This is a genomic window from Microcoleus sp. AR_TQ3_B6, from assembly GCF_036702785.1.
Classification (GTDB): Bacteria; Cyanobacteriota; Cyanobacteriia; order Cyanobacteriales; family Microcoleaceae; genus Microcoleus.
On sequence record NZ_JAUBVJ010000011.1, the window covers coordinates 27,817 to 53,861 of the forward strand.

Consider the following 26,045-nt stretch of genomic DNA (forward strand, 5'->3'; position numbering starts at 1 on the left):
TCCGCATCCGAGGATTCTACCCTGAAAATCTGGGACACCGAGACAGGCAGGGAACTGAAAACTCTCACTGGTCATAGTTCCGGGGTATATGCAGTGGATCTCGCACCCGACGGTAAAACAGCGATTTCCGCATCCGAGGATTCTACCCTGAAAATCTGGGACACCGAGACAGGCAGGGAACTGAAAACTCTCACTGGTCATAGGGACAGGGTATTTGCAGTGGCGATCGCACCCGACGGTAAAACAGCGGTTTCCGCATCCTTGGATTACACCCTGAAAATCTGGGACACCGAGAAAGGTCGGGAACTGAAAACTCTCACGGGTCATAGTTCCAACGTAAATGCAGTGGCGATCGCACCCGACTGTAAAACAGCGATTTCCGCTTCATGGGATAAAACCCTGAAAATCTGGGATTTGCTCACAGGTAAAGAGGTTGCTAGTTTCAGTGGAGAAGGTGAGGTTTATTGCTGTGCTTTTGCGCCTGATGGAGTGACAGTTGTGGCGGGCGATCGATCGGGCCGGGTGCATTTCCTGCGTTTGGAGGGAGTTAGCGACCGGCGATAATCGAATTTTTGTGTTTGGAGGGGCGAGCTAAAATAGAGAATGAGAGCAAGGGAGTTTTTAAATGCCTGCTAAAGATATTTTTCACGATACTGTCAAAGCTGCTTTACAAAAAGATGGATGGATAGTTATTCGTGAAAACTTTCGGGTGCAAGTCGATGAAGAAGGTCTCGCCATGTTTATCGATATGACAGCAGAAAAATTAATCAGTGTAGAAAAAGAAGGTCGCAAAATAGCTGTGGAAGTTAAGAGCTTTCAAGACAGATCCGACTTCTATCAATTTCATGCTGCTCTCGGTCAATTTCTCAACTGTCGATCGGCATTGAGAGAACTCATGCCAGATTTTATACTATATTTAGCACTTACTTGAGAAACCTACGAGGAATTATTTAGATTTAGATTCATTCAAAGACGAGTAGAAGAATACGAGATCGAGGTAATTATTTTTCGTCCCGATTTGGAGGAAATTGTGCTGTGGAGAGATTAAACTCTACTGAGGCGATCGAAAAAATTCTCAACAGCTTCTGTGACATGGTGGTACGAGAAGGAACAGAAGTAAAAATTATTCGCGATCGAGAAAGCGGAAATTACCTGGTGATTCTCGCAGGCTGGAACGACGGATCGAGAGTCTACGGCATTTCAGTTCACATCGAACTCAAAAATGATAAAATCTGGATTCAGCAGGATAGAACAGATACAGGAATTGCTCAAGAATTAGTAGAATTCGGAGTGCCAAAAACCGATATCGTACTTGCTTTTAAGTCGCCTTTTACCAGAAAGTTTACAGAATACGCAGTCAATTGATTTGAGGTTTTTAGCAAATTTTGGGCAAACGGGCGATTCCCTACGGGATAGCTACGCTCGCGCGCACTTTTGGGCAAACGGCCGATCGCTCTTTTGGGATAGGGAAACGGCACCGCCCTGTCCTCTTTTGCCGTTATCATGTTGAAAATTTGATAAACAGGACTCACGCATTTTTCCCAAAGAAACCGGGTTTTTTACCTAATCTGTGGGCGACAACGAAAGATTTTGCTAAAAAACCCGGTTTCGGAGCACCCGTGCCTCCAGGACTGATAAATTCATGACAGATAAAATCGATCGACCATTAGCAACAGTAATACTCGCGATCAGTGCCGACGGTAAAATTGCCGATGCAGTGCGATCGCCCGCGAGATTCGGTTCTGCCAACGACAAAGCCCACCTCGAACAGCAAGTAGCAGCAAGTGACGCCGTTTTGTTCGGCAACGGCACTTTACAGGCTTATGGGACGACGATGAGAGTGATTTCGCCGGAATTGCTCAAACAGAGGGAACTGCAAGGGAAGCCCCCACAACCGCTGCAAATTGTCTGTTCGCGATCGTCCCAATTTGACCCAAACTTGCGATTTTTCCAGCAACCGGTGCCTCGGTGGCTGCTGACGGGGCAAGATGCGGACACGGCACTGCCGTTTCCCTACCGGGCGAAAGACGCGGAGACGGCAGTGCCGTTTCCCTACCCGATGACAGACGCGGAGACGGCAGTGCCGTTTCCCTACCCGATGACAAACAGTAAGTTCGATCGAATTATCTATGCAAAAACCGCAGGTGGAGAGATTGATTGGATTGATGCGTTTCAACAGCTAGCAAGCTTCGATATCAAACGCTTGGCGATTCTGGGCGGGGGAAAACTGGTAGCGTCTGTGCTGGCTGCAGGCTTGGTAGACGAACTTTGGCTGACGGTGTGCCCGTTAATTTTGGGCGGCGCGGATGCACCGACACCTGTTGAGGGAAAGGGTTTTTTGGCGGATTTAGCCCCGAAATTGGAACTTTTGGCGGTTAAACAGGTGGGACAAGAGGTATTTTTGCATTATAAGGTCGATCGATCGATTTAACTGGTTCCCCGGCTCTGCCTGGGGACCCATGTCTAGAGGCTCTGCCTCGCAGGCGCTAGGAAAATCGAGGCAGAGCCTCGCAAGCGCAAGGAAAAGCGAGGCAGAGCCTCTGGATCTGCGTTACCAGGCTCTGCCTGGTAACAAGTGTCACCAGTGTGGAACAGGGGAAATTATATTAAGTTAAATGAAGTTCGATCGCTCTACGCTCAAATCTCCCTATGCTGAAACAGCCAAAATCTGAATATTCTGTAGCCTGGATTAGCAAAATAGGCGAAATCCCGCAAGCGTCGTGGGATGCCTTGGCGATGCCACTAAAAACTCCATTTCTAGAATGGGATTGGCTTAACAATCTCGAAGTCTCCGGCAGTGCGACAGGTAAAACCGGTTGGCTGCCGTATCACTTGACTGTGTGGCGAGACAAACAGTTGATTGCTGGCGCGCCACTTTATGTCAAAAGCCACAGCTACGGCGAATTTGTGTTCGACAATCAGTGGGCCGATTTAGCTCAACGTTTGGGTGTTCAATATTATCCCAAATTGATGGGAATGACGCCGTTTACTCCGGCTGAAGGCTATCGGTTTTTGATTGCCGAGGGGGAAGATGAAGACGAGTTAACGGCAGTAATGGTAAGCGCGATCGACCATTTTTGCGATCGCCACAATATCTCCGGCTGCAATTTCCTTTATGTCGATCCCGAATGGCGCGAAAGAATGGAACGCCACGGTTTCAGCAGTTGGCTGCACCACAGCTATATTTGGCAAAATCAAGGCTATCAAAATTTTGACAATTATTTAGGGGCATTTAATGCCAACCAGCGCCGCAATATCAAACGCGAACGCAAAGCAGTTGACCAAGCTGGTTTGCTAGTAAAAACGCTGACGGGCGATGAAATTCCCCAAGCCATGTTTGCTCAAATGTATGCTTTTTATGAGAATACTTGCGACAAATTTGGTTGGTGGGGAAGCAAGTATCTGACTAAGCGATTTTTTGAACAGTTGCACCACAATTATCGCGATCGAGTTTTATTTGTAGCCGCCTACGACAAGGAAGATGAGAGACACCCGGTGGGTATGTCTTTTTGTTTGTATAAGGGCGATCGGCTGTACGGGCGTTATTGGGGAAGTTTGCAGGAAATCGACTGCTTGCACTTCGATGCTTGTTACTATACGCCGATCGAATGGGCGATCGATCGGGGCATCCAAAGCTTCGATCCCGGTGCCGGCGGGCGGCACAAAAAACGGCGCGGCTTTCCCGCTACGCCAAATTATAGTTTGCACCGATTTTATCACAACCGTCTGGCGCAAATTCTCAAGTCTTATATCGGTCAAATCAACGAAAGAGAACAGGAAGAAATTGATGCAATCAACGAGGATTTACCTTTTACTAAGTTACCTCCGTTGTTACTCGGCGATTGAAATTGCTTAAGAGTCAAACTTTCGTCTCAGTCATATCCGATCGCACTCGCGATCGGGCAATTTCATCATCCAATCCGGTTGATTTTACCTGTTACCCGAAATCAAGACACGGCGCCGTGGCATTTCCCTACAATTAGGGGGATGGTTACATCCAAGCGAGGGCAAGGGCGGGCGAGGACTCGTCCGTGCTACGACGTTTTCGGTATCGAGATTTTCGCGTAGGGAAACGGCACGGTGCGGTGTCCTCAATAGCCCTGTTGTCGATGGTTAATTTGGATATTGAAATCGCGTCTACAAAAACAAAGTCCGCCTGGGCGGACTAAGACATAAGTCAGATTAGGTCTTAGTTATTGGTTATTTGTTATTGAGAGCAGCTAACTAATAACTAATAACTAATAACTAATAACTAATGACTAATGACTAATGACTAATGACTAATGACTAATTCAAAATTACCTTGCCATCTTCCTGAATTTCCAACGATTTTGTATCAGTGGCCAAGTCAGTTGTCGCGCCGAAACTGACTTGCAACATTCCCGGCATCGCGGTTGCTTGGGGGCGAACCACCAGCAATCCGCCGTCTGGGCGCTGGTAAGTGAGGGTGATTGGCACTTGGATGCTTTTAAGCACAATTTCCGATTGTTCGCCCAGAGTGCGCTGCTGGGTGACGCCTACGATTTGATAATTGATGACAGCATTGGTGGTATTCACCAGTTTAATTACTATCATGCCTTCGCTAGGCGTAACTCGCGCACTGGGCATTGGGAAGCGGGAAGGCGCGTCTGTGGTTGTTGAGGGCATCCCCCTGGGGCTGGGACTCTCAGCCGCTGTCGGTTCGCTGACGGGCTCTTCAGTTGCTGCGGGAGTGGCTGCGGGTTGAGAAACGGGTTTTCCTTTTTGGGGCGGGGGACCGCCGGCTTGGGAAAGTGTTGCGAGACTAATGAGTAAACCCCCGCAGGTGGCTGCTAGCAAGCTCATTTTTTTGAACGGTAGATTGTGGCGAAACATAAATAACTCCTCACGAGTTCGATCGAGGTTTTCCAACAAAGTTCATGTTAATCTATGCGGGAATTGAATTTTAATAGCTTGCTTGGGGCCAGAGGTAAGAAGAATCAGGCTTGAGGGGGTAGATTTTTTTTTAAACCGCAGAGGGCGCAGAGGGCGCAGAGGAGGAGGGTTCGAGAGGATTTTTAGAGGTGAGATGCTTCTGATTTGTGGGCGGGGAGGGTGACGGTAACGGCGGTACCTCGATCGAGTTGGCTGTCAATGCGGATTTGGCCGCGGTGATTTTCGACAATTGCTTTGGCGATGGCTAATCCTAAACCGGAACCGGCGGCGCTGCGGTGGGTGCGGGCGGGATCGGCGCGGTAGAATCGATCGAACAAATGTGGCAAGGCTTCTGCGGAAATCCCGATGCCGGTGTCTGTTACTTTTATTTGCAGGGCTGGATTTAACATCGGCGAATTTCTTTTGTTTTTAGCTGCAAGTTGCAATTCTACTTCTATTTCGCCACCCGATGGGGTGTACTGCACGGCGTTGCTGACGAGATTGGTAAACAGTCGGGCTAGTTGATCCCAGTCTCCCAACACTGTAAAGTTATCCTCAGCGTTGGGCAGATCGACAATTTCCAAAGAAAGAGAGAGATTTTGGGTAGTGGCGATCGCCTGTTGTTCTTCAATTACTTCCATCAGCAAAGCATCGAGGGGAACATCAATCCACTGCTGCTGGACGATGCCGCTATCTTGTCTGGCTAAAAACAGCAAATCGTCAACCAAGCGCCCCAAACGGCGGGTAAGGCGTTCGATAACTTGTAGCTGTTGATGCTGCTGCGGTTCGATATCCGGTTCCGCCAAAGCTACTTGGACGTTTGTTTGAATAGTGGCGATCGGATTTCTGAGTTCGTGAGAAGCATCAGCGGTAAACTGTTTCAGACGCCCGTAAGACTCTCGCACCGGTGCCATCGCCAATCCCGACAGCAGCCACCCAATAGCTGCAACGCAAATTAGAGTTAAACCCGCGCCCAAAATCAAATCGAGAATTAATTGGCGGATGGGTTTTGTCACTTCAAACCAAGGATGGCTGACTCGCAAATATCCCAGAACTTGGCGACCGATTTGTACTCGCTGCGTTACTTGTCTGAGGGAATAATTTTCCGATGGTAACTTGTTGTTAATTACCCAAACTGTTTCGCCAGTGCGGTTAGCGTGAATGGGAATATTCAGCGGTTCCGATAAAGTAGACCACAGCAATTCGCCCGTAGGACTGAACCATTCTAAATCAATGTGGTCGTCTTCTACTGCATCGGTGCTATCTCGAAAACTGGCTTGAATATTAACTTGCAACTTATTTTTATCTTTGGTAGTAGGGAAAGTTGGCGGTTCGATAACGAGAGTTCGCTCTATTACTTCGACAACATGATTGAGGGTGTCATCAATGCGATCGATCAAAGTATGGCGGACGTAGAAATAGAAACCAGTGGCGAATACAAGTAACAATACAGCAGTAACGGCAGTATACCAAATAGCGAGGCGGCGGCGGGTAGCTTGAAACATTGGAAATGGGGGATTTTTTTTGAACGGACCGCGAAGACGCGAAGAGCGCGAAGGAAGAAAAGAGCGAGAGAATCTTAAAGCGATTGTGAAGTAATAATCATTAACTAACTCTTAACCAACCATTTACAAATATAACGCTCTTCTCTCCTCTTCTCTTCCTTTGTGCCCTAGTGCTTACGCGCGGCTTCGCCTAACGCGCCGAAAGCGGTTCGTTTAAAAAAAGCCTTGTTCGCCAATCATCCAAAAAAATTATAACAACTTTCCATTCTTGATACTTCTGACAGATGTCGAGAGAGCTATCACCATAGTATTCTAATCGCGAAACTTTTTAGGTAAAAGCCTGTGAACAAATTTTTATTTCGAGCCGCCATCGGGCTATTAATGGCATTTTTTGGGGCAATCACCTATTTTACAAACGACGTACAAAATCCGGTAACTGGAGAGAGACAGCGGGTGCAGCTTTCTCCCCGCCAAGAGATAGTTTTGGGATTGCGGGCGCGAGATCAAATGGCCGCCAAGTACGGGGGGCTTTATCCCAGCCAGAGTATTCAGCAGTATATCGATCGAGTGGGAGAACGAGTTGTTAACCGTTCGGCCGCGAAACAAGCCGGTTATCCCTTTGAATTCCACCTGCTGCGAGACCCCGAAACTGTCAATGCTTTTGCTTTACCGGGGGGACAAGTTTTCATTACTGCGGGGCTGCTGCGGCGGCTGAATTCCGAGGCTCAGTTGGCTGCTGTATTGGGGCACGAAAGCGGTCACGTTGTGGCGCGCCACGGTGCGGAACACTTGGCAAAACAGCAGTTGGGTAGGGCTTTGGTAACGGCGGTTGGGGTGGCGACTACTGACGATCGCGGTGGCGGCCAGCAGGCAGCATTAATTGCTCAAGCTGTCAATCAAGTTGTCGGTTTGCGGTACGGTAGGTCTGATGAACTTGAGAGCGATCAGCTCGGTTTTCGGTTTATGACGGAAGCGGGTTACGATCCTAGAGGTATTGTTGAGGTGATGAAAATTCTCGGTGCCTCTAGGAAGGGCGAAGCGCCGCCGGAGTTTTTGAGTTCTCACCCAAACCCTGAAAACCGAATTCAAAAGTTGCAAGCTTTAATCACGAAAAATTACCCTAACGGCGTTCCAGCTAATTTGGTGTCTGGGCGCGATGAGTTTGCTAAGAATGTGTCGGGCGGTTAGGGAGAATTGCATCGGGCTTTACAAAAGTTATTACTAAAGGCGGAGCTAAGTTCGGCTTGGAGTTGGCACGATCGACTTAATGAGCGATCGAGCAATTTGAAAGTTGAAAACCATGATTGAATCTTGGATGATTATCGGCGGCGTGACTTTCTCAGTCGCCATGGGAACTCTGTTTTTTAAACTGCGCGATATTAACTGGGCAGTCAAACTTCAAAGACCGAATTGGATGTTTTTTGAGCCTGCTATTCCGTTCATTTGGACGGTGATTTTTTCTTGCGGGGCCGGCAGCGCTACTTTCGTGTGGGAACAGGAGCCAGGGAGCCTTAAAACATGGCTGTTGATGGCTTTGTACTTGCTTTTAGAAATTGTCACAGTTGCTTATATTCCTGCTACTCTCAGAGCCAAAAGTCTCAAACTAGGGACAATTTTGGGAGGGGCTGGCGAGATTGTGGGAGTTGTGCTGACCTTGGCTGTTTTGCCGATTTCTCAAACCGCCGCTTTGTTACTTTTGCCTTACGCGATCTGGGGTGCGATCGGCACTTATACTACTTGGGAAATGATTGATTTAAACCCAGAAGCTGCATAAATATTCGGTGATATTCGGCGCCCCCTACATACTATAACGCTCTTCTCTTCTCTTCTCTTCCTTAGTGTCATAAGCGTCTTCGCGGTTCGTAAAAAAAACCTTGTTAAAAATAGCCAATCCCTGGTACCGGGTTAACCGACCGATAGAGTGAGGGAATCCGCTTAACAGTGTGTGGGTATTGGATGAGAAAATAGATGAATAGAACTGGTTTAAATCAAAGGATGACAGTTATCAATGGCCATTAAAGACCAGCCCCAACCACCTCGTTTTCGGCAAATTAGCAATATCTTGTTATTGCTCTCAAGTTTGTTTTTGCTGGTAAACATCTTTTTACCGAATTTGTTCGGTCCCCAAATTCCGCAAGTGCCTTACAGCTTGTTCGTCCATCAAGTACAAGAACAAGATGTAGTCCGAGCTTCGGTAGGTCAAAATGAAATTCGCTACCAACTCAAAGGCGAAGGCGACAAACCCGGTCAAGTACTCTCCACTACGCCGATTTTTGACCTGGAATTGCCTAAACTTTTACAAGAAAAAGGCGTTGAATTTGCGGCAACTCCGCCGGCTAAAAATGGCTGGATCGGCAGTGTTTTAAGCTGGGTGGTTCCGCCGCTGATTTTTGTGGCGATTTTTCAATTTTTCATGAACAGACAGGGCGGCGGGCCTCAGGGCGCGCTCTCGATCGGCAAAAGCAAAGCTAAGGTCTATGTAGAAGGAGAATCGGCGAAAATTACTTTTGCTGATGTGGCTGGAGTAGAAGAAGCTAAAACTGAATTAGTCGAAGTTGTTGAATTCCTGAAAACTCCCGATAGATTTACCGCAATTGGCGCGCGAATCCCGAAAGGCGTGCTGTTAGTAGGGCCGCCGGGAACTGGCAAAACTCTGTTAGCAAAAGCAGTGGCTGGTGAAGCTGGCGTGCCGTTTTTTAGCATCTCGGGTTCGGAGTTTGTGGAACTGTTTGTAGGTGTTGGTTCTGCAAGAGTTAGAGATTTATTCGAGCAGGCTAAGAAACAGGCTCCTTGTATTATTTTCATTGATGAATTGGACGCGATCGGTAAATCCCGCAGCAGTAACGCTAGCTTCGGTGGGAATGATGAACGCGAACAAACTCTCAATCAATTATTAACTGAAATGGACGGTTTTGCTGCGGGCAATACTACGGTAATTGTGCTGGCTGCAACTAACCGCCCGGAAAGTTTGGATGCTGCTTTGTTGCGCCCCGGCCGTTTCGATCGCCAAGTTTTAGTCGATCGCCCGGATTTATCTGGCCGCGAAGCAATTTTGAACATTCACGCTCAAAAAGTGAAGTTGGGCCCGGATATTAATTTGAAGGCGATCGCCACTCGCACCCCCGGTTTTTCCGGCGCTGATTTGGCAAATTTGGTGAATGAAGCTGCTTTGTTGGCGGGGCGCAACAAACGCCTAACTGTAGCGCAGGAAGACTTTGCAGAGGCGATCGAACGAATTGTAGCGGGCTTGGAAAAGAAAAGCCGCGTGCTCAATGAAAAGGAGAAAACCATTGTTGCTTATCACGAAGTCGGCCACGCAATGGTGGGGGCTTTGATGACTGGTAATGGCGAAGTTGCCAAAATCTCGATCGTCCCTCGCGGTATGGCTGCTTTGGGTTATACTTTGCAGTTACCGACTGAAGACCGTTTCTTGTTAGATGAGTCGGAGTTGCGGGGTCAAATTGCGACTTTGTTGGGCGGGCGATCGGCTGAGGAAGTCGTGTTTGGTAGCATTACTACTGGCGCTTCAAATGACTTGCAAAGGGCGACGGATTTAGCTGAACGGATGGTGACAACTTACGGGATGAGTAAGGTTTTGGGGCCTCTAGCTTACGATCGAAGTCAACAATCAATGTTCCTCAACGATGGTATGGGAAATGCCCGCCGTGCGGTAAGTGCTCAGACTGCTGAGGCGATCGACCAAGAAGTGAAGGAAATTGTCGAAACTGCACACCAGCAAGCTTTGGATATTCTGAAAGCAAATCGGGAGTTGTTGGAAACAATTACGCAGAAACTGTTGGAAACTGAGGTGGTGGAAGGTGACGAACTTCGCGAATTCCTCCGTCAAGTGCGGCCTTTAGATAAGGTTGTGGCTTCAGTTAAATAGGGTTTAATTAAACCGCAGATTAACGCAGATGAACGCAGATGATTGCAATATCATCTGCGTTTTTTGATTGACTGCGCCAAGATTTATAATAATTTCAACTGTAAAGATTGTGGTCTGGGTCTAACCAGACAATATAAAAAATATTTTCACTAAAAAGTCCATGCACCCTGCCGTATTCATTAGCAGATATTTGAAACTGGTAGGGGATATTTACTAGCTGATCTTCATTGGGAATGCCGAAGCCATTAGGTTCTGTTGTATCTTGCCAGACTATTCCATGACAGCGCAGGCTTTTACTCTGATTATTGATAATTTCTTGAGATTTCAATTGTGATAAATCGCGCAGCCTTCTCAATAGAGATGCCAGATATCTAGAATCTCGATCGGCAAGTGAAAATTTATCTTTATCATCCTGATAATACCTGAAAGAAAAACTAATTCCTTCGGGTATTTTTACATCTAGACGCTTGATGCTAGATAAAGATTGCTGGCGGCGTATATCTGCTTTTTTAATTTTCTTCGATGACACGGGTTTTGTAGAATTCTCTCATTAATTCCTTCGTAATAATAGCATGAGAAGGTTCATCTTTTGGCAAGTCACCTCTCGCCTTAATCCAAGGATCTTCGCGTCGCACCATCAATTCCAACTCATAAGCATCGCAAAAGAAATACTCATCGGATAACTCGTCTAAAAACTCTTGTACTTCCTGTGGAAATTCGGGTTTTTCGACTTCTTTGAGAATTGGCTTAAACCCAAATTGTTCTTTGTATTCGTAAAATAAAGCCGGGATAGTCGGCCCGTGTACCCACGCTTCAAAATCTTCATCAAAAAGCGGTTTATCTTCAAAGGCTAGATACCATGCTTGGGCATAGTACAATAGTTTTTGTAGCTTGTGGTTGCTGAGGTAGGAGCCTACGTCATTCGCGAACCAGATGTAGTAATCAGCCAGTTGGGAGGCTGTTGTTATTGTAGTTATTGTGGTCATATAATTCGACTCAATAAGTTTTGTATTCTATGATAGCACAGGGCGATTATTCGATTTTGGATTTTAGATTTTAGATTTTAGATTTTGTATTTTTGGACGCAGAAACCGTTTTTTTTACTAAAATACTGTATTTGAGCCTTTAACACTGGTAAAAAACCCGGTTTCTTTGGTATTTATGCGTCTAGGACTATTTGGGTTACAACCCTTTGATATACTGCCTCAATACAGGTGGGAGAGTGTAAAGACTTTCCTGTTTTTCTATCAAGCAGCGCCGCGATAAAGATTGGAGGGCGTTTAGTAAATCTGATGATGGTATTTGTCCTTTTTCTAGCAATTTTGCTATGGTGACTGGCGGGTTTTCCCTAGCCAACAATGACATAACTTGTTTTTCTAGTTCGGAAATGCGATCGAACTGCTGCTGTAAAATATCTTTCAAATCTTCAGGCAACAATATGGTATCATCTAGTAATAATTATGTGGCGCTAATTCCCAACTATTCAATCAGATTCCCCACGCTTTTTAACCATAGGGGGTTGCCTTGGTAGCGGTGAATGAGTGCTTCACTGTTATCGCTTTCTTCTAACCCATAATCTCTGAGTATTTCCCGTCCGGCTGCTATGTCTAAACCCTTGAGTTGTAAGGTACGAATGGGAGTATTTTGGCTTTTAACTGGGGTCGAAATTGGGAATAGCGCGATCGCGGATTTTTTAGGTTGGGTTTCTCTGCGTCAACCCACCCTCTTTTTTCACCACTCACAATTTTATCTATTTCCACCATTCTACTGCGATGATTGCACAGAGAGCGATCGCCCTTCACGCACAAAAGGCGATCGCCTATCTAATTCGCAGCCAACAAACCCGACATATTCAGCACTTTTTCTGACCAAATCCTGCCCTCTTCTCCTACTCTCATTCGTTGTTCCGCATCCTCCCAAATCCCGGCCCAAGAATATTGCCAGCAAGCTAACTGAATCTGCAACTCAACTAACTCAGCAGCTATTTCTATCTCTGCATCTTGAGCCGTCCATTCAATAAACAGCTTACTTTCTTGCAGCAAACTTTCAATAAGTTCGCCATTGGCTGCATTTTGACAGCGAGACTTAATTCGTGCCAAATTCGATGCTAAATTTCCCAAACGAATGGGTAGTTCGTCTCGCAAATAGCGTTCCTTTAAACTCTTCCAATCTCTCATAATCCTCCTAGTAACTGTTGAACGATATGAGCAACTTGTTGTCGAATCATCGGATCTTGAATTTCCATCGAACGGTTGTTCTGACGGGGACGGATATTGATTAGAGATTCATAGCCTACCTCTTGTGTCAGCGGATACCAATCTGCTCCCCAAATATCTACCTGCTTGCTCCCATTTTCGATCAACACAGCTTCGCAATCAGCGTGAAGTTCTCCACCACCTGCCAAAATTCCCCGTTCGATATCCACTGGTAGTTTAATATAACTGCTAAGGATTTCTAACATTTCTTCAAGTTGCTCTTTAGTCGCACGATCTTGAATCAGATTAATCATCTCTGTCTATGCTTTCGATAGTATCTTTAAACTCAGCGGGCATTGGGAGAAGCAATAGGCCATCACATCCAATATGCGAGATCAGTTTCATTGTTTCCCTCTCCGACTCCAGAAACTTCGAGGAATTCTAGTTTACCTAAAAGCTGTTAGCCTTTACCAGTATAACGAATATATGTAATATGGAATTCCTTTTAGATACTTATGCCTTTTTGTTCCAGCAATTACATTATGATTGGTCTGGCGATCGAGTTGGGCTGATAAAAGGCTAATGGCAAGACTCTATTATCGAGGCATGGCAGAAGAAAACGGTAAACCCAAAATGGGACGCAACGCGAGGCTACTGGGAGTCAGACCGAGTATTGACATTGATGTTGAGCAAGTGCCCAAAGACTGGTTGGATGAACAAGGTTATTTACTACCAGAAACAGAACGCAAGTCTTCAGAGGAGTCTGTCACTCTAGCCATTAGAAACACAAAAGGAATGTCTGTATCCCTCTCTATCGAAGGCTTACCACCATCCCGCAAACCCCCAAAATTTGGCGGGACAGGAAAAGATCCTCTTTGGCAGATTGACCACAGCAAGATCGTCGGAGATATTGAAGCTGTGCAAGATAGTCCAACTCATGTCAGTATTTTGCCAAGCGCTACAATGCTTTTAGAGAAATATGAAGCAGCGCTGGCCCAGACACAGAACGAATGGGAGAAAGTTTGATAGTTTAATTTAGTCAACGGGAGAACAGCAATGGCATGGGTGTTTAGCTTATCGGCTGAATGTGGCACAAAGCAATCTGAAGCACAGCAATTTGCTCAATATTTCAATGAAATTTCCTGGCTAATCTCAAACGGTAGACATTCCCAATGTCGGGCAGAAATTTTTCAGGACATAGAAGAAAATTGGTGGTGTCGAGTTTGTCCAAGTGGCATCAGTGAGATTGGAATTGACACTCCAGAAAGTGCTTATTTAATGACGGAAATAGGTATATTTCTGTATCAGAGTTTGCGGTTTGCTCCACCGTTTCGGTATGCTTTAGTTGGTATGGAAGTAGATGAGTTTAGAACCTACAGCGAATTGATTGAAGAGCCTGCCTTGCTTTTTCCTGGGTTGGTTTTATCTGAAGCTGTTTGGCAAGCAACGGGAGCATCTTCGGTTTTTCGAGCGTTCAGTCTTGGATATGTTTGGAAGCCCTATGAAGGTGAAGTTTATAGACCACTACTAGCATCACCGGACTTAAAGAACAAGCTTGATGAATTGCTGAGCGTGGGGTAAATCCTTTCAATGGAGGCATCGCCCCCCGCCTATCTAATTTACACCCAACAAACCCAATCAACTCAGTAGTTTTCCCGATCGCACCCTCAAATCTTTAGGCGGTTTTACTTGCCTTCTTCTTTTTTCGTTCGCGCCTTTCTACTGCTATTTGTTTCATAACCTCTATTTCCTCAAAATCGACCTGCATCACAGCCGTCTTAAACTCCAGACCCAAAACACAGCTAATTTCAAGGAGTTCCATATAACTAGCACCTTGATAATCTTTCTTCTCGTGTTCCTTAAGGCGTTCAGGGTCCATATCCAACCTTTCTGCTAGTTCTTCCACGCTGATTTTTGCTGCCATTCGAGCTTTAATTAAAGCATCTGATAGTTTATTAAAATTCTCAACTACAAGTTCGATCGGCTTACTCTTGTCCCACGCCATCAATCGTTCATATTCTGCTATTTCTTCGTGCAACTGATCCAAATGGCGCTGAATCGAACCTCTACCAGCATCCCATTTGAGGAAGTCCTTTCTTTTTGCTTCTTCATCCCGCTCCATTGCTGCTAGAGTTTTGTTAAATTTTTGAACCCAATCTTTGCTGACTTCATACTGAAATTCATTTTTAATCACGGTTCCCACCTCATTAAATCGAGCGCTATAATTCCTTTCTTGTTTTGCCCTCTGTCGCTTTGAAAAATTTTAAAGGAATTTTCTCGGTAATTGCCTACAGGTTCGTCTGAGGGAAAAATCTCCCCTCGATACTTAGCTTTTTGGGCATTTCGATCCTGATGATTGAACAATCTAAGAGCATTGATTCTCAGATACTCCCTGTCTACAGTTTCTCTATAGTAACAAGCATCAAAATCATTAGGTTTGTCTTTGCTGGTAACAAAACTACCATCAATATAGATAGTTCTAGCACCTGCTGCTTTTAATTGGGTCATTGCCAGTTTCAAGCCCAATATCAAGCTATCTCTTTTAAAATTCGTGCCAAATCTCTCCTCAAACTCCTCCCATTCACAGAAATGAACTCCTGGCGGTAGATTGCCGTTTTCATCGAATTCTGGAATCACTTACTCACACCCATGCCACAAATTTCTTATTCGTTTTTCCATCGTACCACATAGTTATAAACATACAGAAACCCGGCTGCTTCAAAACACCGGGTTTCTAAATATTGTTTCTGCATTTTCGACCGATTAACTTCCGCTCACATAAGCCATCACTGGAGTACCTTGCTGCTGCTGCGCGATTTCCAAAAGGCGCTGAATCCGCTCCTCTGTCGGCGGGTGAGTGCGGAAAAGTGACTGCAAACCTTTAGTCGAAAAAGGATTCACAATCAGCAGCGGCGACATCGCAGGATTGCCGTGCATCGGAATTTCATGACCCATTTTCTCCAATTTTTGCAGCGCGTTTGCTAAACCGATGGGATTATTGGTAATTTCCACCGCACCGCTGTCTGCTGCAAATTCCCTCGTCCGAGAAATCGCCATTTGAATTACGGTTGCTGATAGCGGTGCTAAAATGATTAAAAACAGCAAACCAAACGGATTCGGGCCTTGTCTGCTATCCCGCGTCACCGGGCCGTAAAGCGCTCCAAAAGTCAGTATTCGCCCGACAAATGTAATCGCGCCGGCAATTGTTCCTGCAACTGCTTGAGTCAAAGTGTCGCGGTTGCGGATGTGCGTGAGTTCGTGCGCTATAACGCCTTCCAATTCTTCCCGGGAAAGCAGATTCATGATGCCTTCAGTAACTGCTATTGTCGCGTGTTCCGGGTCTCTTCCTGTGGCGAAGGCGTTCGGAGATTGAGTGGGAACTACAAAGATTTTCGGTACAGGAATTTGGGCTTTTTCACTCAGCGATGCTACCATATCGTAGATTTCTGGTGCTTCGCTGCGGGCGATGGGGCGAGCCCGGTAAGCCATTAAAGCGGCCGTGTCGGAATAGTACCAAGAGCTAAAACTTGAGAAGGCGGCTAGGGCTAAACCGATGTAAAGTCCTTGCTCGTTGCCGATTAAATAATAACTTCCTAAAACGAGAAGGCCGCTTAAGAGTCCTAAAAGAGCTGCAGTCCTGAGTTGATTTGTTCCTAGCATGGCGGGTTGAGGGCGATCGAGATTTTGATATTTTTGAGCTTGTTATTAGATTTCCATACTTGGGGGCGAGATCGTCTCTATCTGCCGAAATAACTGCTGCCGCCAATAGTAGTATTTCACCTTTTCAGTCAGAAACAGGGAATGCCTCGGGAGACTCTCTCGCCTCCTCTCAAGAGGCTGCAGAGCCGCAGGATATGACATTTGCAGCCAGAACCTGGAAACCCGATTAAAAACAAAATAAACGCAGACAATCTTAACTTAGATTCATCTGCGTTTATCTGCGTTTATCTGCGGTTGAATTCTCGAACCCTAAACCGCTTGCACTTGCTTTTCCTCAACAGAAACAGGTTCTTGATATACAGTTTGAGGCTCATTAGCCAAAAACTCAGCCACTTGAGCTTCGATTTCATCCCGCACAATCTGGCGGTATTCCAGGAAATGCTCGTTGTGAGCACACACGGTCAAATAATGATCCCAAACCGCAGGATTGCGTCTGAGAATGCTGAACAAATGATGCCAGAACTTCCACCGAGTTTTGCGCTTGACTCCTTGGCGCCAAACCACAGTTAACAGTGCTCGCAAGTCTATCCAACTGGGAACACGAGCAGGTACATTTGCTGTAGGTGCACCTAACATTAAGAAATGGCGATAAGTCCGGTCTAAATATTTCTCAGCATCGTACACTTCGCAGAATGCCTCGACATATTCGCGGGCAATATCTTCGAGAGGCCGCGTCGGGATAAAGTTCATCAAGGTAGTCTGGTTGAGGTTGCCAGATTTGTCGCGCAACCGCCCTTCTTTTGCTAGTCTGTGGGACAATGCAGTGTGCGGCAAAGCTTGCAGCATTCCAAAGGTTGTGCTGGGAATGGCTGCTGCTTCGGCAAACTGGACAATCCGCTGACCGGCACCCGGTTTTTCGCCGTCAAATCCGATGATAAATCCTGCCATTACTCGCAAACCGGATTTGGCAATTAATTCTACGGATTCGATCAGGGAATTTCGGGTATTTTGGAATTTTTTCGTCATTTGCAGGCTTTCTTCATCGGGAGTTTCAATCCCTAGAAACACTGCATTGAAATTGCAAGCAACCATCATGTCCATCAATTCTTGGTCTTGGGCTAAATCGATGGATGCTTCTGTGTTGAAAGTAAACGGGAATTTGTGTTCTTCTTGCCAGACTTTTAAGTCTTTTAGCAACAGTTTGACGCTGCGTTTGTTGCCGATAAAGTTGTCGTCTACCATGAACACGCCGCGCCGCCAGCCCAAGTTGTAGAGACAGTCTAATTCTGCTATCAATTGTTGGGGGGTTTTGGTGCGGGGTTTGCGGCCGTAGAGGACGATGATATCGCAGAATTCGCACTGGAAAGGACAGCCTCGGGAAAATTGAATTGACATCGAATCGTAGGCGTCTAATTCCAGCAAATCGAAGCGGGGAACTGGGGTTGTGGTAACATCTGGTTTTACGCCGTCCGATCGATAAATTCCGCTTTTTTCGCCGCGCCCTATTGCTTCGACAAACATCGGTAGGGTGATTTCGCCTTCGTCGAGAATCAGGTAATCTATGCCCGCTGCTTGAGGTTCTTCGGGTACGGATGTCGGGTAAGGGCCGCCGCAAGCTACGGATTTACCGCGCCGTTTTGCTTCGCGAATTATGTCTAGCAAGTCTTCTTTTTGGACAATCATTGCGGAGAGAATAACGAGCTCTGCCCATTCCCATTCTGCTTCGGTGATTTGTCTGATATTGCGATCGACTAACTTAAATTCCCATTCTTGGGGTAAAATAGCTGCTACCGTTACCAAACCCAGCGGTGGCAGCAGCACTTTACGATCGACTAATTCTAGGATTTTCTCGTAAGACCAAAATGTTTTCGGAAACAGCGGGTAAACTAGAAGAACTCGCATTATATGTTAAACCTCACATCAGTAAACAACTTGCGATCGGGCTGGGGTGTTTGAGAGTTTGATCGGCTCTCAAGACTTAATGTTAAGGCTAAAATTACGATCTTGCACTCGATCGAATATTTGGCGAGGGGTGAGACCCCCTAAGACAAAGATCGTCAGCGCAATTTTTAGCTTGCAGTTCCCTGTTAAAGTTTGCAAATGCTGATATCTTATCGTATTTGACCCTTAATTGACGATAATCGCATTTAAAAAGCATGGGATTAAGGCAAAAAAGAACTTGAAACAGTAAATTAGTCGTTTGGTGCGCACGGATCACCCTACATTACTCGTTTGGTGCACATTCCTTCTTCACGCTTGACCTCTTCCTTCTTCCCTCTTCCTTCTTCCCTCTTCCTTCTTCCCTCTTCCTTCTTCCCTCTTCCCTCTTCCTTCTGGCCTACTTTGAATCTTTGGCGGGAATCCCGCTAGTTCTTAACATATCGGCCACTGTGCCGCAGTAACTCGGCATTCCTATGGTTTCGGGATTCACAAGATTTTGATAAGTAAAATGGCGGTAGCTGATGCAAAATCTATCCCAAGCAGCCACCTGAATTCGGAACAGCCAAATAAAGAAATCGGCGAGCCTTGGTGAAAGAGTAATCCGAAAAAATATTTTTTTATTCAAATACTTGCAAGCTTGTTCTACCACTTCGTTAGCTGTAATTGCCGGATTTCCTAGCACAAAATGTCGCGGTTCCTCGGAAGCAGGCGGATGATCGACTAAATAATTAACTACTTTGGCAATATCTGCACCGTGGATGAAGTGAAAACTTCCATCTGCCTTAAACCAGCGAATCAAACCAATCAATTTTGCGACAACTGGCAGGCCAGATGACAAGTGAGAGACAGGTTTGTCTGCGTCTCCTCCCAATACTAATGTCGGGTAAAGTGCCGTAATCGGAGGCAGATTTTTCAAGGCTGACAAATGCACCATGCAGTTGTATTTTGAGCGAATATAATCTGTTCCCAGTTCCCCGGCTTCTTTGAGCAAATTGTTGTCTCTACCGAGAATGCTGGCAGTTGAAAAATAAATTACTTGCTGGCAAGTCTGTGGGGAAAGTAGTTGAATTAGGCGCAGAGTTTTGGTCACGTTAACATCAAATACTTCTTGAGTTCCTCCCCAAGCAGTGGCGGCTACAATTGCGACATTCATTGTTTGCAAAAGTTCGGCGTGTCGATCGATATCTCGCATATCGCCTTGTATGATATTAATGCCGGGGCGGGCTTTCCAGTCAAATTTTAATTTTTCGGGGTTACGAACTAATAGGTAAAGTTCGTGGTTTGTCTCTTGAATTAAAGTTTCGGCCATGTAGTGACCGATACAGCCACTTGCACCCGTCACAAAAATTTTTTTGGAGTTCATTTTGCCGCAGGGGAAGAGGGAGGATTTGACGCTTTTAAGGGCGCTAGGGAAACGGCATTGCCGTGTCCTTTTTTCACGGTAGGGAAACGGCATTGCCGTGTCCTTTTTTCACGGTAGGAGACGGGATTGTTACTCGTTACCAGGCTCTGACCTGGTAAGGCAGATCCGGAGGCTCTGCCTCTATTTTACGCGAGGCAGAGCCTCTAGATATGGGTTCACCAGGCAGAGCCTGGGAACCAGTTATATAATCGAAACCAAATTACTCGTTACCAGGCTCTGACCTGGTAAGGCAGATCCGGAGGCTATGCCTCCATTTTACGCGAGGCAGAGCCTCTAGATATGGGTTCACCAGGCAGAGCCTGGAAGTTAAAACCAGTTCGCAATCAATTTCAAGCAGCAACTGCAAGCAATTTGTCGGCTTGTTTTGCCGTTTCAAAGAAGAAACGCACGTTATCTTCGGGGGTTCCCGGTAAGACGCCGTGTCCCAAATTGAGGATGTGTCCGCGATGACCGGCTTTGCGAATTGTATCAAGAATTCGATCGCGAATAAACGCTTGAGAACCAAACAACACGCCCGGATCGAGATTTCCTTGAACGTTCATATTGGGGCCCAAACGTCGGCGCGCGTCGGCCATATCCACTGTCCAATCGACGCTGATGATATCAGCGCCGGATGTTGTCATGCGTTCGAGGAGGCCGGCGCTACCGGTGACTAACAGAATTAGCGGGGTGTCGGGATGGGTTTTTTTGACTTGCTCGAATACTTGTTTCTGGTAAGGTAAAGCGAAGGTATCGTAGTCTTGCGGGGACAGTTGGCCCGCCCAAGAGTCGAACATTTGCACTACTTGCGCGCCGCAGTCGATTTGATAGCGCACGTAAACTGCGATCGCATCTGCAAATTTTGAGAGCAACTGATGCAGTAAAGTTGGATCGGAAAATGCCATGTTTTTGATAATTGCATAATCCTTAGAACCTTTGCCCTCAACCGCATAGGCCGCCAGGGTCCACGGCGCGCCGACAAAGCCGAGCACGGTGGATTTGTTGCCGACTTCCTGGCGGAGGGATTTCAGGATAGTTTTGATAAACGGCAAGCTTTCTTCCGGGTTCAGCGGTTGCAGGTTGTCGATTTGCTGCTGAGTGCGAATGGGTGAGTGGATAATCGGACCTTTACCTTCGGCGATGTCCATGTCGATGCCCAAACCGGGCATGGGGGTGACAATATCGGAAAACAGAATTACGCCGTCGGGTTGAAACGCGCGCCACGGCTGAAGTGAAACTTCGATCGCCACTTCGGGAATTTCGGAACGTTCGCGAAACGAGGGATACTTTTCTCGCAAATCTCGATAAGCCTTCATGTAGCGGCCGGCTTGACGCATCATCCACACGGGCGGGCGGTCTAGAGTTTCGCCACGGGCTGCCCGCAACAACAAGGGAACTTCATTTAATGCCGACATTTTAACTTTTCTCTACCTTAGATATTTCAATGCCTTTGGTAGCTTACCACTGTGCGATCGTCCTTTTTGACAAAATCGTTGTGTGTACAAATGTGTATTTTGTCATTCCCAAAGAAAGTGAGGCGATGCCCAGAGCTCGACTTTATATAAAGGACTGGTATAAATCCTGTGTATGCCCCAAGAAACCCGGTTTCTACAAAGAAACCGGGTTTCTTGGCCCGCGCTACAGTTTGACCTACTTACCTCGTTATGCACACTCCGCCTACGGATACGCGACATCGATCGCGGTCCTCATCGAACCTCCTATTATCATTCACCCTCGCCGAATCTAAATTTCTGGTTCGCGAATTGTAGTAATAATCTCCTGCCGGGAAGTTTCTATTCGGGACAGCGCAGTAAGTCGAGTCTTGATTACCATCTTCAAACCTTACTCTCACCATCGAACGTCTCTCGCGACAATCAACAGACCGCAAGCCAAAATCATCTTCCAGAAGCTGTGCTCTGTCATATCGATTGTCATCTCGCCTGGTGTAACCATCGTCCCGCGAATTGCGAGATCGTCTGTCGCCCCCATCAATTCCCGCAACTTCCAGCGTGTAGCTACCGCCTCTGGCAGCATCTTTTGCTAATACTAAAAGCCTGTAATCGCCACTACGAGGAATTTGATAATTAAAAGAACGCTCTTGGGTAAAAGCGACTTGTTTGTTGTTCCCGTAAAACAGCACCATTACAGGAGCAAAACCGCCACTTGTATCTATGTCTAAAAACACTTCAATGTTATCGCCTTCCCGAGCGCTGAATGTGTATTCTTGACCGCGCAATTCTTCCGTCGGAGAGCCCGGAACCCACAGATTCCGGAAACTGTAAATCGGGGAAGTGCGGCGAATTACTCCATCTATGCGATCGTTATTCCGTATCTGTTCGCCAACTGCACTTGAGGAAATCCCCGTAAGTGCCAATCCTGTAACTAGGACTGCGGCAGCAATACTGTTTAACAAGTTGTGTGTTCTCATATCAACCTCTTTGGCAAAGTTTTAAAATCTTTTTGCTGTGTTGGCAGCGACATTTCCACATATAGTCCATTTTAAATGTATAGCGGTTCTCAAGCGTGGTGAGTTATGCCCTCTGCCCTATGCTCTATGTCCTATGCCAGATAGTACCTCATGTTACTGAGAAAGGCTATATTTTTGGCTATCTAGTCTTAGCCTCATGCGACCGGACTATTTTATCGCTGTCAACTCCGATCGGGCAGGATTTACGCCACCCCTCTGCATATAGCGTCAAAGTAGGGGCCAACCCCCCGCGAATCGCGATTCGCGATCGCAGAATGTCGATCGCCCAAAACCTCCGTAGATTTACTTATACTGGTTGGAGTTTGAAAACTTTGATAGAATGAAACATCCCTGCTTAGAATTAGGTAGTGGCAATTGATGCAATTCACGATCGTGTTTTTGGCAATGCCATTTAATTTAAATCCGTTATTCAAACTATTGTACTCGCTCTTGCCCTACCGGGAAGCAACCCTTCATCTACCATTTTCCAAAGAAGTAGTCCGCCAACGGCTTGCTGTCAAAGTTCCTACAGGTTTAATTGTTCACAAACCTATAATTTGGGGGAGGCGAATTCTTTATTACTACCAAATCGAGCTTGATGGTTATTGCCTGCGCGCGACAATTGCGGGCGGAGATTGGAGAGGGCTTTTGGTGGCTACAGGACAAATTCAAGACATTTCAGGCGGTTCGGTGTTGCCATTGAAGATGCGTCTTCCCACTTTATCTCTTGTCTTTTTACTCTCTTTGGGATTGGGTTGGCTTGCATTTTTTGTCACGGAAAAACCCCCCCGAGAAATCCTCCCATTTTTCCTGATAACTTTATTATTATCCTATGCTTTATTTGTGTATCTTTTTCGCTACCATGCAGAACGCACCTTAAATATTCTGAAATCCACAATTCTTTTACAGAACTCTGCAGAATGATTTTCATGCTATTTAAAAAGTAGTTTTTCCCCGCAACTGAGCAATCCCGAATCAGCGTCAAGACTAGCTATAATTCCCATGGGTAAAGCAGCGTTAACTCCCTCGTGTCCGAAGGGCAAATCCGAGACAATCGGAATATTCAAATCCAAGAGCCGATCGCGCAAAACCTCTTCAATGCTAAAACTGGGAATACTCGGGTCAATCTCGCAGCGGCTGAAACGCCCCAAAGCAATGCCCCGCACCCCAGCGAAAGCCCCCGCCATCCGCCAAAAAGTCAGCATTCGATCGACCCTGTAAGGAGCCTCAGAAACATCCTCAAATGCGAGAATAACCCCGGTCAAATCCGGTTGATACGGGGTACCGAGCAAATGAGAAGCAACCGTCAGATTTGCAGGAAACAGCGGCCCCGTGGCTTGTCCGCTGCCCCATCCTTTACCTTGCAAAGATTGTAAGGGACGACCTTCTATGCAGTCAAAAAGTCGATCGACAGACCAATCCGGTTCATCCGCCAAAGTTGTCAGCATCGGCCCGTGAACGCCCCAAATGCCCAATTTTTCGTGATTCCACAGCAAAGCAGTAATGTCGGAAAAGCCGATTAACCATTTCGGCGAATGGGAATCCGGAGGTAGAAATTGGGAGTTTTCCGCCTTACCCACATTTCCTTTTTCCAAAAGTCGAGTGCTGCCGAAACCGCCTCGAACACAGAGAATACCGCGACAATCCGGGTCATTTAGGGCATCTGCGAGCTGTCGGACGCGGTTTTCATCGGAACCGGCCAAATAGCCCCAGCGATCGTCAAAACCCGAGCTTAATTCAACTCGATAGCCGCGGGATTTCCAAATTTCTACACCGCGTTCAAAGGTACTTAATTCTCGCAGAGTGCCGCTGGGAGCAATTACCCTGAGCAAATCTCCGGGTTGCAGAAATTTTATGTCAGTCATTAGTTATTAGTTATTAGTTATTAGTTATATCGTGTTTTGTGAATCTATCGTAATTATGTAGGAGCGGGTTTTACAGACAATTTTTGACGGAAACAGACCATCTCGAAAACCCGCCCCCACCCATCCATAAATACAAACCTACATTTTCGGATTCGATGCAAATTTCAGGTTGATGGAGGTTATCGATTGTGGCGGGGCGGGTTTATCTAGATTGTGGATAATCGTTAAATATTGTCGGTGAAACCCGCCCCTACGGGATTTGGGAAATTATTGATCGAGGGGGGACTTTTTGAGATTGTTGGTTAATGATTGCTAAGGCAAAGTTAGAATTTCCACCCCAGAATCAGTAACAGCCAGAGTGTGTTCAAATTGAGCCGAAAGCTTTCCATCCTGGGTGATAGCCGTCCAACCATCGGCGAGAATTTCCACTTCCCAAGTACCCTCATTAATCATCGGCTCGATCGTAAAAACCATGCCTTGTCTGAGCTTCTTTCCCGTGCCCCGCTTACCGTAGTGCAAAATTTCCGGTTCGGTGTGAAAAACGCGGTGAACGCCGTGTCCCGCAAAATTTCGCACTACCGAAAAACCCTGTGCTTCAGCATATTCTTGAATCGCTGCACCGATGTCGCCGGTACGAGCACCCGGTTTGACTTCCGCAATTCCTCTTCTTAAACATTCCTCGGTTACTTCAACTAACTTTTTCGCTACCGGTGAAGGTTTTCCCACAAAAAAAGTCTTGGAAGTATCGCCGTGATAGCCGTCAACTAAAGGCGTTACATCAATATTAATAATGTCACCTTCTCTCAGAATTTGTTTAGCATTCGGGATGCCGTGACAGACTACTTCATTGACGCTAGCACAGAGAGATTTGGGAAAGCCTTTATAGCCTAGCGGAGCGCTTTTTGCTCCGTGTGCCAAAGTCCAGCGTTCGGCTTCGTCGTTAATTTCGAGAGTGCTGACACCGGGTTTTACCATCGGTTCGAGATGCAGCAGAAGTTCGGCAGCTAAGCGACCTGCTTGGCGCATTTTGTCTATTTCTCTGCTCGATAAAAGCACTAAACGTTCGGTTGCCATAGTTTTTTTTGTTTTCTTTTTTGGTGGTCGATTAAGAGTTTATTTAACTCAATTTTAGAATAGATTTGAACCAGTGTTCAAAACGATCGCCCAAAGCTCCCAAAGAGTATTCTACCTCTGCTTGTCGGCGGCAAGCGCTGCGGTCAATTTGGTCTAAGCGGGCGATCGCACCTACCAAGCCATTTACACTGTCAGGCTCCACTAAAAAGCCCGTCAGTCCGTCTCGAACAATTTCCGCAGGCCCCCCGCGCTTATAAGCAATCACAGGCACACCGCACGCTAAAGCCTCGATCGCGACATTTCCGAAAGCTTCCACCCAGCGCGGCGTCATCAACAATGCTCGGCACTGACGGACTTGCTCTTGCATTTTGGTTGTTGTCAGAAACCCTAAATATTCTACCGGAGCATCTGGCCAATCTGCACAAATTTTTTGCCAATAATCCTCATCTTGCATTTTTCCCATAATTTTTAGGGAAATGCCTGTAATTTTCGCTGCCGCCACTGCATCTTCTAAGCCTTTTTCCGGGGCGATGCGACCAAGCCAAGCTAATTTGGGTTCCGGTTGGCTGCAAAATTCGTACAGCGATAAATCTATGCCGCTTCCCAACAACTGACACTCCTCGGCAAAGGCAAAGGTTTCGGCTTGGGAAACGGTGTAAACTCCGATCGTACCGGGAAATTGGGCGGCGGTTTGTCCGGCGATGCGATCGAGCGATCGCGAAAGGGAACCCATGCTGATAAAATGGGCGATCGGAGTTCTAAAAAATGGCGTCAAATAAAACGGCAGCCAATCGTAGGCAAAGTTAACAATGACATCCCATTCATCCTGAACTTTGCGAGCGTATTCCCACATATTCGCCAGCACAGCATCAGCGGGCATCACAATAGGAGAATTGTAATCTTGTGTTTGGGCGGTTACTTGCAAGTCGCCCCTTATTTCGATTACTGGAATTGATTCTAAGACTGAACCTATCGGCGCTACCACTGCTATTTTATGACCTCGGCCGTGCAATTCTTTAGCGATGTTAAGGACTGTAAGTTCAACTCCGCCGCCCAACCCCGAACCGAGTTGACCGACCGAAGTTGAGAGGAACAATATTTTCAAATAGTCATTAGTCATTAGTCAGCCGTCATTAGTTATTAGTCATTAGTTATTA

At 46.4% G+C, this 26,045-nt stretch carries 28 protein-coding genes and 2 pseudogenes; 13 read left to right on the plus strand and 17 right to left on the minus strand.

Translation table 11 applies throughout. The annotated features are described in order from the left end of the window. From QUB56_RS07980 to QUB56_RS08000, 5 genes and pseudogenes are all read left to right on the plus strand, one after another. Positions 1-564, plus strand: a pseudogene (locus QUB56_RS07980) (WD40 repeat domain-containing protein); the annotation flags it as partial. Between the two features lie 61 nt (positions 565-625). Next, the gene (locus QUB56_RS07985; protein WP_332954579.1) at positions 626-931 is read left to right on the plus strand and encodes an element excision factor XisH family protein; all 306 of its coding nucleotides are present in this window, start codon (positions 626-628) and stop codon (positions 929-931) included. Positions 932-1,035: 104 nt separating this feature from the next. Continuing rightward, on the plus strand, positions 1,036-1,365 hold the full coding sequence (locus tag QUB56_RS07990) for a XisI protein (RefSeq protein WP_332954581.1): 330 nt from the start codon (positions 1,036-1,038) through the stop codon (positions 1,363-1,365). 277 nt (positions 1,366-1,642) lie between these two features. After that, positions 1,643-2,431, plus strand: coding sequence for a dihydrofolate reductase family protein (locus tag QUB56_RS07995; RefSeq protein WP_332954582.1), 789 nt, complete (start codon positions 1,643-1,645; stop codon positions 2,429-2,431). Positions 2,432-2,649: 218 nt separating this feature from the next. After that, positions 2,650-3,846, plus strand: a complete 1,197-nt coding sequence (locus QUB56_RS08000) for a GNAT family N-acetyltransferase (protein WP_332954583.1) — start codon at positions 2,650-2,652, stop codon at positions 3,844-3,846. 441 nt (positions 3,847-4,287) lie between these two features. Here the strand turns inward: QUB56_RS08000 and QUB56_RS08005 are convergent, their stop codons facing one another. Together QUB56_RS08005 and QUB56_RS08010 are read right to left on the minus strand one after the other, a co-directional pair. Next, positions 4,288-4,854 carry a hypothetical protein gene (locus QUB56_RS08005; RefSeq protein ID WP_332954585.1) on the minus strand — a complete coding sequence of 189 codons (567 nt, stop codon included), beginning with the start codon at positions 4,852-4,854 and terminating at the stop codon, positions 4,288-4,290. A gap of 182 nt (positions 4,855-5,036) precedes the next feature. Beyond that, positions 5,037-6,398 carry an ATP-binding protein gene (locus QUB56_RS08010; protein WP_332954587.1) on the minus strand — a complete coding sequence of 454 codons (1,362 nt, stop codon included), beginning with the start codon at positions 6,396-6,398 and terminating at the stop codon, positions 5,037-5,039. Between the two features lie 342 nt (positions 6,399-6,740). Here QUB56_RS08010 and QUB56_RS08015 point away from each other — a divergent pair, with 342 nt between their 5' ends. The 3 genes from QUB56_RS08015 (at position 6,741) to ftsH4 (ending at position 10,284) form a co-directional block, all read left to right on the plus strand. Continuing rightward, entirely contained in the window at positions 6,741-7,586 is an 846-nt protein-coding gene (locus tag QUB56_RS08015) for a M48 family metallopeptidase (protein ID WP_332954589.1), read from the plus strand. A 112-nt stretch (positions 7,587-7,698) separates the two neighbouring features. After that, a complete protein-coding gene (locus QUB56_RS08020) occupies positions 7,699-8,172 on the plus strand; it encodes a tryptophan-rich sensory protein (RefSeq protein ID WP_332954590.1) in 474 nt (157 codons plus the stop codon). Positions 8,173-8,406: 234 nt separating this feature from the next. Next, entirely contained in the window at positions 8,407-10,284 is a 1,878-nt protein-coding gene (gene ftsH4 / locus QUB56_RS08025) for an ATP-dependent zinc metalloprotease FtsH4 (protein WP_332954593.1), read from the plus strand. A gap of 94 nt (positions 10,285-10,378) precedes the next feature. Here ftsH4 and QUB56_RS08030 read toward each other — a convergent pair whose 3' ends face one another. The 5 genes and pseudogenes from QUB56_RS08030 to QUB56_RS08050 all read right to left on the minus strand — a co-directional run bounded on the left by QUB56_RS08030 (position 10,379) and on the right by QUB56_RS08050 (position 12,793). Continuing rightward, positions 10,379-10,813, minus strand: a complete 435-nt coding sequence (locus QUB56_RS08030) for a hypothetical protein (RefSeq protein ID WP_332954595.1) — start codon at positions 10,811-10,813, stop codon at positions 10,379-10,381. Further along, entirely contained in the window at positions 10,794-11,270 is a 477-nt protein-coding gene (locus QUB56_RS08035; protein WP_332954596.1) for a type II toxin-antitoxin system antitoxin SocA domain-containing protein, read from the minus strand. Before QUB56_RS08035 ends, QUB56_RS08030 begins: the two co-directional genes overlap by 20 nt. A 196-nt stretch (positions 11,271-11,466) precedes the next feature. Further along, positions 11,467-11,940, minus strand: a pseudogene (locus QUB56_RS37155) (ATPase); the annotation flags it as partial. Between the two features lie 167 nt (positions 11,941-12,107). Continuing rightward, positions 12,108-12,461, minus strand: coding sequence for a hypothetical protein (locus QUB56_RS08045; RefSeq protein ID WP_332954598.1), 354 nt, complete (start codon positions 12,459-12,461; stop codon positions 12,108-12,110). Further along, positions 12,458-12,793, minus strand: coding sequence for a DUF5674 family protein (locus QUB56_RS08050; RefSeq protein ID WP_332954599.1), 336 nt, complete (start codon positions 12,791-12,793; stop codon positions 12,458-12,460). The genes QUB56_RS08045 and QUB56_RS08050 overlap by 4 nt, the downstream gene beginning before the upstream one ends. A gap of 268 nt (positions 12,794-13,061) precedes the next feature. On the opposite strand from QUB56_RS08050, the gene QUB56_RS08055 reads away from it, so the two are divergent. Next, a complete protein-coding gene (locus QUB56_RS08055; RefSeq protein ID WP_332954600.1) occupies positions 13,062-13,505 on the plus strand; it encodes a Tse2 family ADP-ribosyltransferase toxin in 444 nt (147 codons plus the stop codon). Positions 13,506-13,535: 30 nt separating this feature from the next. Continuing rightward, positions 13,536-14,060, plus strand: a complete 525-nt coding sequence (locus QUB56_RS08060) for a hypothetical protein (RefSeq protein ID WP_332954601.1) — start codon at positions 13,536-13,538, stop codon at positions 14,058-14,060. 94 nt (positions 14,061-14,154) lie between these two features. On the opposite strand, the gene QUB56_RS08065 is transcribed toward QUB56_RS08060, so the two are convergent. The 3 genes from QUB56_RS08065 to QUB56_RS08075 all read right to left on the minus strand — a co-directional run bounded on the left by QUB56_RS08065 (position 14,155) and on the right by QUB56_RS08075 (position 16,139). Further along, positions 14,155-14,673: a DNA-binding protein gene (locus QUB56_RS08065; protein ID WP_332954602.1), complete on the minus strand. Its 519-nt coding sequence runs from the start codon at positions 14,671-14,673 to the stop codon at positions 14,155-14,157. Then, a complete protein-coding gene (locus tag QUB56_RS08070; protein WP_332954603.1) occupies positions 14,670-15,116 on the minus strand; it encodes a DUF6932 family protein in 447 nt (148 codons plus the stop codon). Before QUB56_RS08070 ends, QUB56_RS08065 begins: the two co-directional genes overlap by 4 nt. A 126-nt stretch (positions 15,117-15,242) precedes the next feature. Then, complete coding sequence (locus QUB56_RS08075) at positions 15,243-16,139, minus strand: M48 family metalloprotease (protein ID WP_332954604.1); 897 nt, start codon at positions 16,137-16,139, stop codon at positions 15,243-15,245. Here QUB56_RS08075 and QUB56_RS08080 point away from each other — a divergent pair. After that, on the plus strand, positions 16,127-16,369 hold the full coding sequence (locus tag QUB56_RS08080; protein ID WP_332954606.1) for a hypothetical protein: 243 nt from the start codon (positions 16,127-16,129) through the stop codon (positions 16,367-16,369). The genes QUB56_RS08075 and QUB56_RS08080 overlap by 13 nt on opposite strands. A 79-nt stretch (positions 16,370-16,448) precedes the next feature. On the opposite strand, the gene QUB56_RS08085 is transcribed toward QUB56_RS08080, so the two are convergent. The 4 genes from QUB56_RS08085 to QUB56_RS08100 all read right to left on the minus strand — a co-directional run bounded on the left by QUB56_RS08085 (position 16,449) and on the right by QUB56_RS08100 (position 21,910). After that, a complete protein-coding gene (locus tag QUB56_RS08085) occupies positions 16,449-18,041 on the minus strand; it encodes a B12-binding domain-containing radical SAM protein (RefSeq protein WP_332954608.1) in 1,593 nt (530 codons plus the stop codon). 436 nt (positions 18,042-18,477) lie between these two features. After that, positions 18,478-19,443: an NAD(P)-dependent oxidoreductase gene (locus tag QUB56_RS08090; RefSeq protein ID WP_332954609.1), complete on the minus strand. Its 966-nt coding sequence runs from the start codon at positions 19,441-19,443 to the stop codon at positions 18,478-18,480. Positions 19,444-19,832: 389 nt separating this feature from the next. Continuing rightward, a complete protein-coding gene (hemE, locus tag QUB56_RS08095; protein ID WP_332954610.1) occupies positions 19,833-20,897 on the minus strand; it encodes a uroporphyrinogen decarboxylase in 1,065 nt (354 codons plus the stop codon). Between the two features lie 239 nt (positions 20,898-21,136). Beyond that, positions 21,137-21,910, minus strand: coding sequence for a hypothetical protein (locus QUB56_RS08100; RefSeq protein ID WP_332954612.1), 774 nt, complete (start codon positions 21,908-21,910; stop codon positions 21,137-21,139). A 119-nt stretch (positions 21,911-22,029) separates the two neighbouring features. On the opposite strand from QUB56_RS08100, the gene QUB56_RS08105 reads away from it, so the two are divergent. Both QUB56_RS08105 and QUB56_RS08110 read left to right on the plus strand, forming a co-directional pair. Continuing rightward, positions 22,030-22,293: a hypothetical protein gene (locus QUB56_RS08105; protein WP_332954614.1), complete on the plus strand. Its 264-nt coding sequence runs from the start codon at positions 22,030-22,032 to the stop codon at positions 22,291-22,293. A gap of 34 nt (positions 22,294-22,327) precedes the next feature. After that, entirely contained in the window at positions 22,328-22,873 is a 546-nt protein-coding gene (locus tag QUB56_RS08110; RefSeq protein ID WP_332954615.1) for a hypothetical protein, read from the plus strand. Positions 22,874-22,881: 8 nt separating this feature from the next. Here the strand turns inward: QUB56_RS08110 and QUB56_RS08115 are convergent, their stop codons facing one another. The 3 genes from QUB56_RS08115 to QUB56_RS08125 form a co-directional block, all read right to left on the minus strand. Next, positions 22,882-23,814 carry an LD-carboxypeptidase gene (locus QUB56_RS08115; protein ID WP_332954617.1) on the minus strand — a complete coding sequence of 311 codons (933 nt, stop codon included), beginning with the start codon at positions 23,812-23,814 and terminating at the stop codon, positions 22,882-22,884. Between the two features lie 312 nt (positions 23,815-24,126). Beyond that, entirely contained in the window at positions 24,127-24,888 is a 762-nt protein-coding gene (gene map / locus QUB56_RS08120; RefSeq protein ID WP_332954619.1) for a type I methionyl aminopeptidase, read from the minus strand. A gap of 43 nt (positions 24,889-24,931) precedes the next feature. Beyond that, positions 24,932-26,008, minus strand: a complete 1,077-nt coding sequence (locus tag QUB56_RS08125) for a glycosyltransferase family 4 protein (RefSeq protein WP_332954620.1) — start codon at positions 26,006-26,008, stop codon at positions 24,932-24,934. Positions 26,009-26,045: the final 37 nt, after the last annotated feature.

Bases quoted from the DNA above. Each gene is read 5' to 3' on its own strand.
- hemE (WP_332954610.1), bottom strand. From the start codon at position 20,897: ATGTCGGCATTAAATGAAGTTCCCTTGTTGTTGCGGGCAGCCCGTGGC.
- map (WP_332954619.1), bottom strand. From the start codon at position 24,888: ATGGCAACCGAACGTTTAGTGCTTTTATCGAGCAGAGAAATAGACAAA.
- QUB56_RS07985 (WP_332954579.1), top strand. From the start codon at position 626: ATGCCTGCTAAAGATATTTTTCACGATACTGTCAAAGCTGCTTTACAA.
- QUB56_RS08110 (WP_332954615.1), top strand. From the start codon at position 22,328: ATGCAATTCACGATCGTGTTTTTGGCAATGCCATTTAATTTAAATCCG.
- QUB56_RS08075 (WP_332954604.1), bottom strand. From the start codon at position 16,139: ATGCTAGGAACAAATCAACTCAGGACTGCAGCTCTTTTAGGACTCTTA.
- ftsH4 (WP_332954593.1), top strand. From the start codon at position 8,407: ATGGCCATTAAAGACCAGCCCCAACCACCTCGTTTTCGGCAAATTAGC.
- QUB56_RS08020 (WP_332954590.1), top strand. From the start codon at position 7,699: ATGATTGAATCTTGGATGATTATCGGCGGCGTGACTTTCTCAGTCGCC.
- QUB56_RS08010 (WP_332954587.1), bottom strand. From the start codon at position 6,398: ATGTTTCAAGCTACCCGCCGCCGCCTCGCTATTTGGTATACTGCCGTT.
- QUB56_RS08125 (WP_332954620.1), bottom strand. From the start codon at position 26,008: ATGACTAATGACTATTTGAAAATATTGTTCCTCTCAACTTCGGTCGGT.
- QUB56_RS08000 (WP_332954583.1), top strand. From the start codon at position 2,650: ATGCTGAAACAGCCAAAATCTGAATATTCTGTAGCCTGGATTAGCAAA.
- QUB56_RS08005 (WP_332954585.1), bottom strand. From the start codon at position 4,854: ATGTTTCGCCACAATCTACCGTTCAAAAAAATGAGCTTGCTAGCAGCC.
- QUB56_RS08100 (WP_332954612.1), bottom strand. From the start codon at position 21,910: ATGAGAACACACAACTTGTTAAACAGTATTGCTGCCGCAGTCCTAGTT.
- QUB56_RS08035 (WP_332954596.1), bottom strand. From the start codon at position 11,270: ATGACCACAATAACTACAATAACAACAGCCTCCCAACTGGCTGATTAC.
- QUB56_RS08115 (WP_332954617.1), bottom strand. From the start codon at position 23,814: ATGACTGACATAAAATTTCTGCAACCCGGAGATTTGCTCAGGGTAATT.
- QUB56_RS08090 (WP_332954609.1), bottom strand. From the start codon at position 19,443: ATGAACTCCAAAAAAATTTTTGTGACGGGTGCAAGTGGCTGTATCGGT.
- QUB56_RS07995 (WP_332954582.1), top strand. From the start codon at position 1,643: ATGACAGATAAAATCGATCGACCATTAGCAACAGTAATACTCGCGATC.
- QUB56_RS08105 (WP_332954614.1), top strand. From the start codon at position 22,030: ATGCTCTATGTCCTATGCCAGATAGTACCTCATGTTACTGAGAAAGGC.
- QUB56_RS08050 (WP_332954599.1), bottom strand. From the start codon at position 12,793: ATGATTAATCTGATTCAAGATCGTGCGACTAAAGAGCAACTTGAAGAA.
- QUB56_RS08045 (WP_332954598.1), bottom strand. From the start codon at position 12,461: ATGAGAGATTGGAAGAGTTTAAAGGAACGCTATTTGCGAGACGAACTA.
- QUB56_RS08060 (WP_332954601.1), top strand. From the start codon at position 13,536: ATGGCATGGGTGTTTAGCTTATCGGCTGAATGTGGCACAAAGCAATCT.
- QUB56_RS08085 (WP_332954608.1), bottom strand. From the start codon at position 18,041: ATGCGAGTTCTTCTAGTTTACCCGCTGTTTCCGAAAACATTTTGGTCT.
- QUB56_RS08055 (WP_332954600.1), top strand. From the start codon at position 13,062: ATGGCAAGACTCTATTATCGAGGCATGGCAGAAGAAAACGGTAAACCC.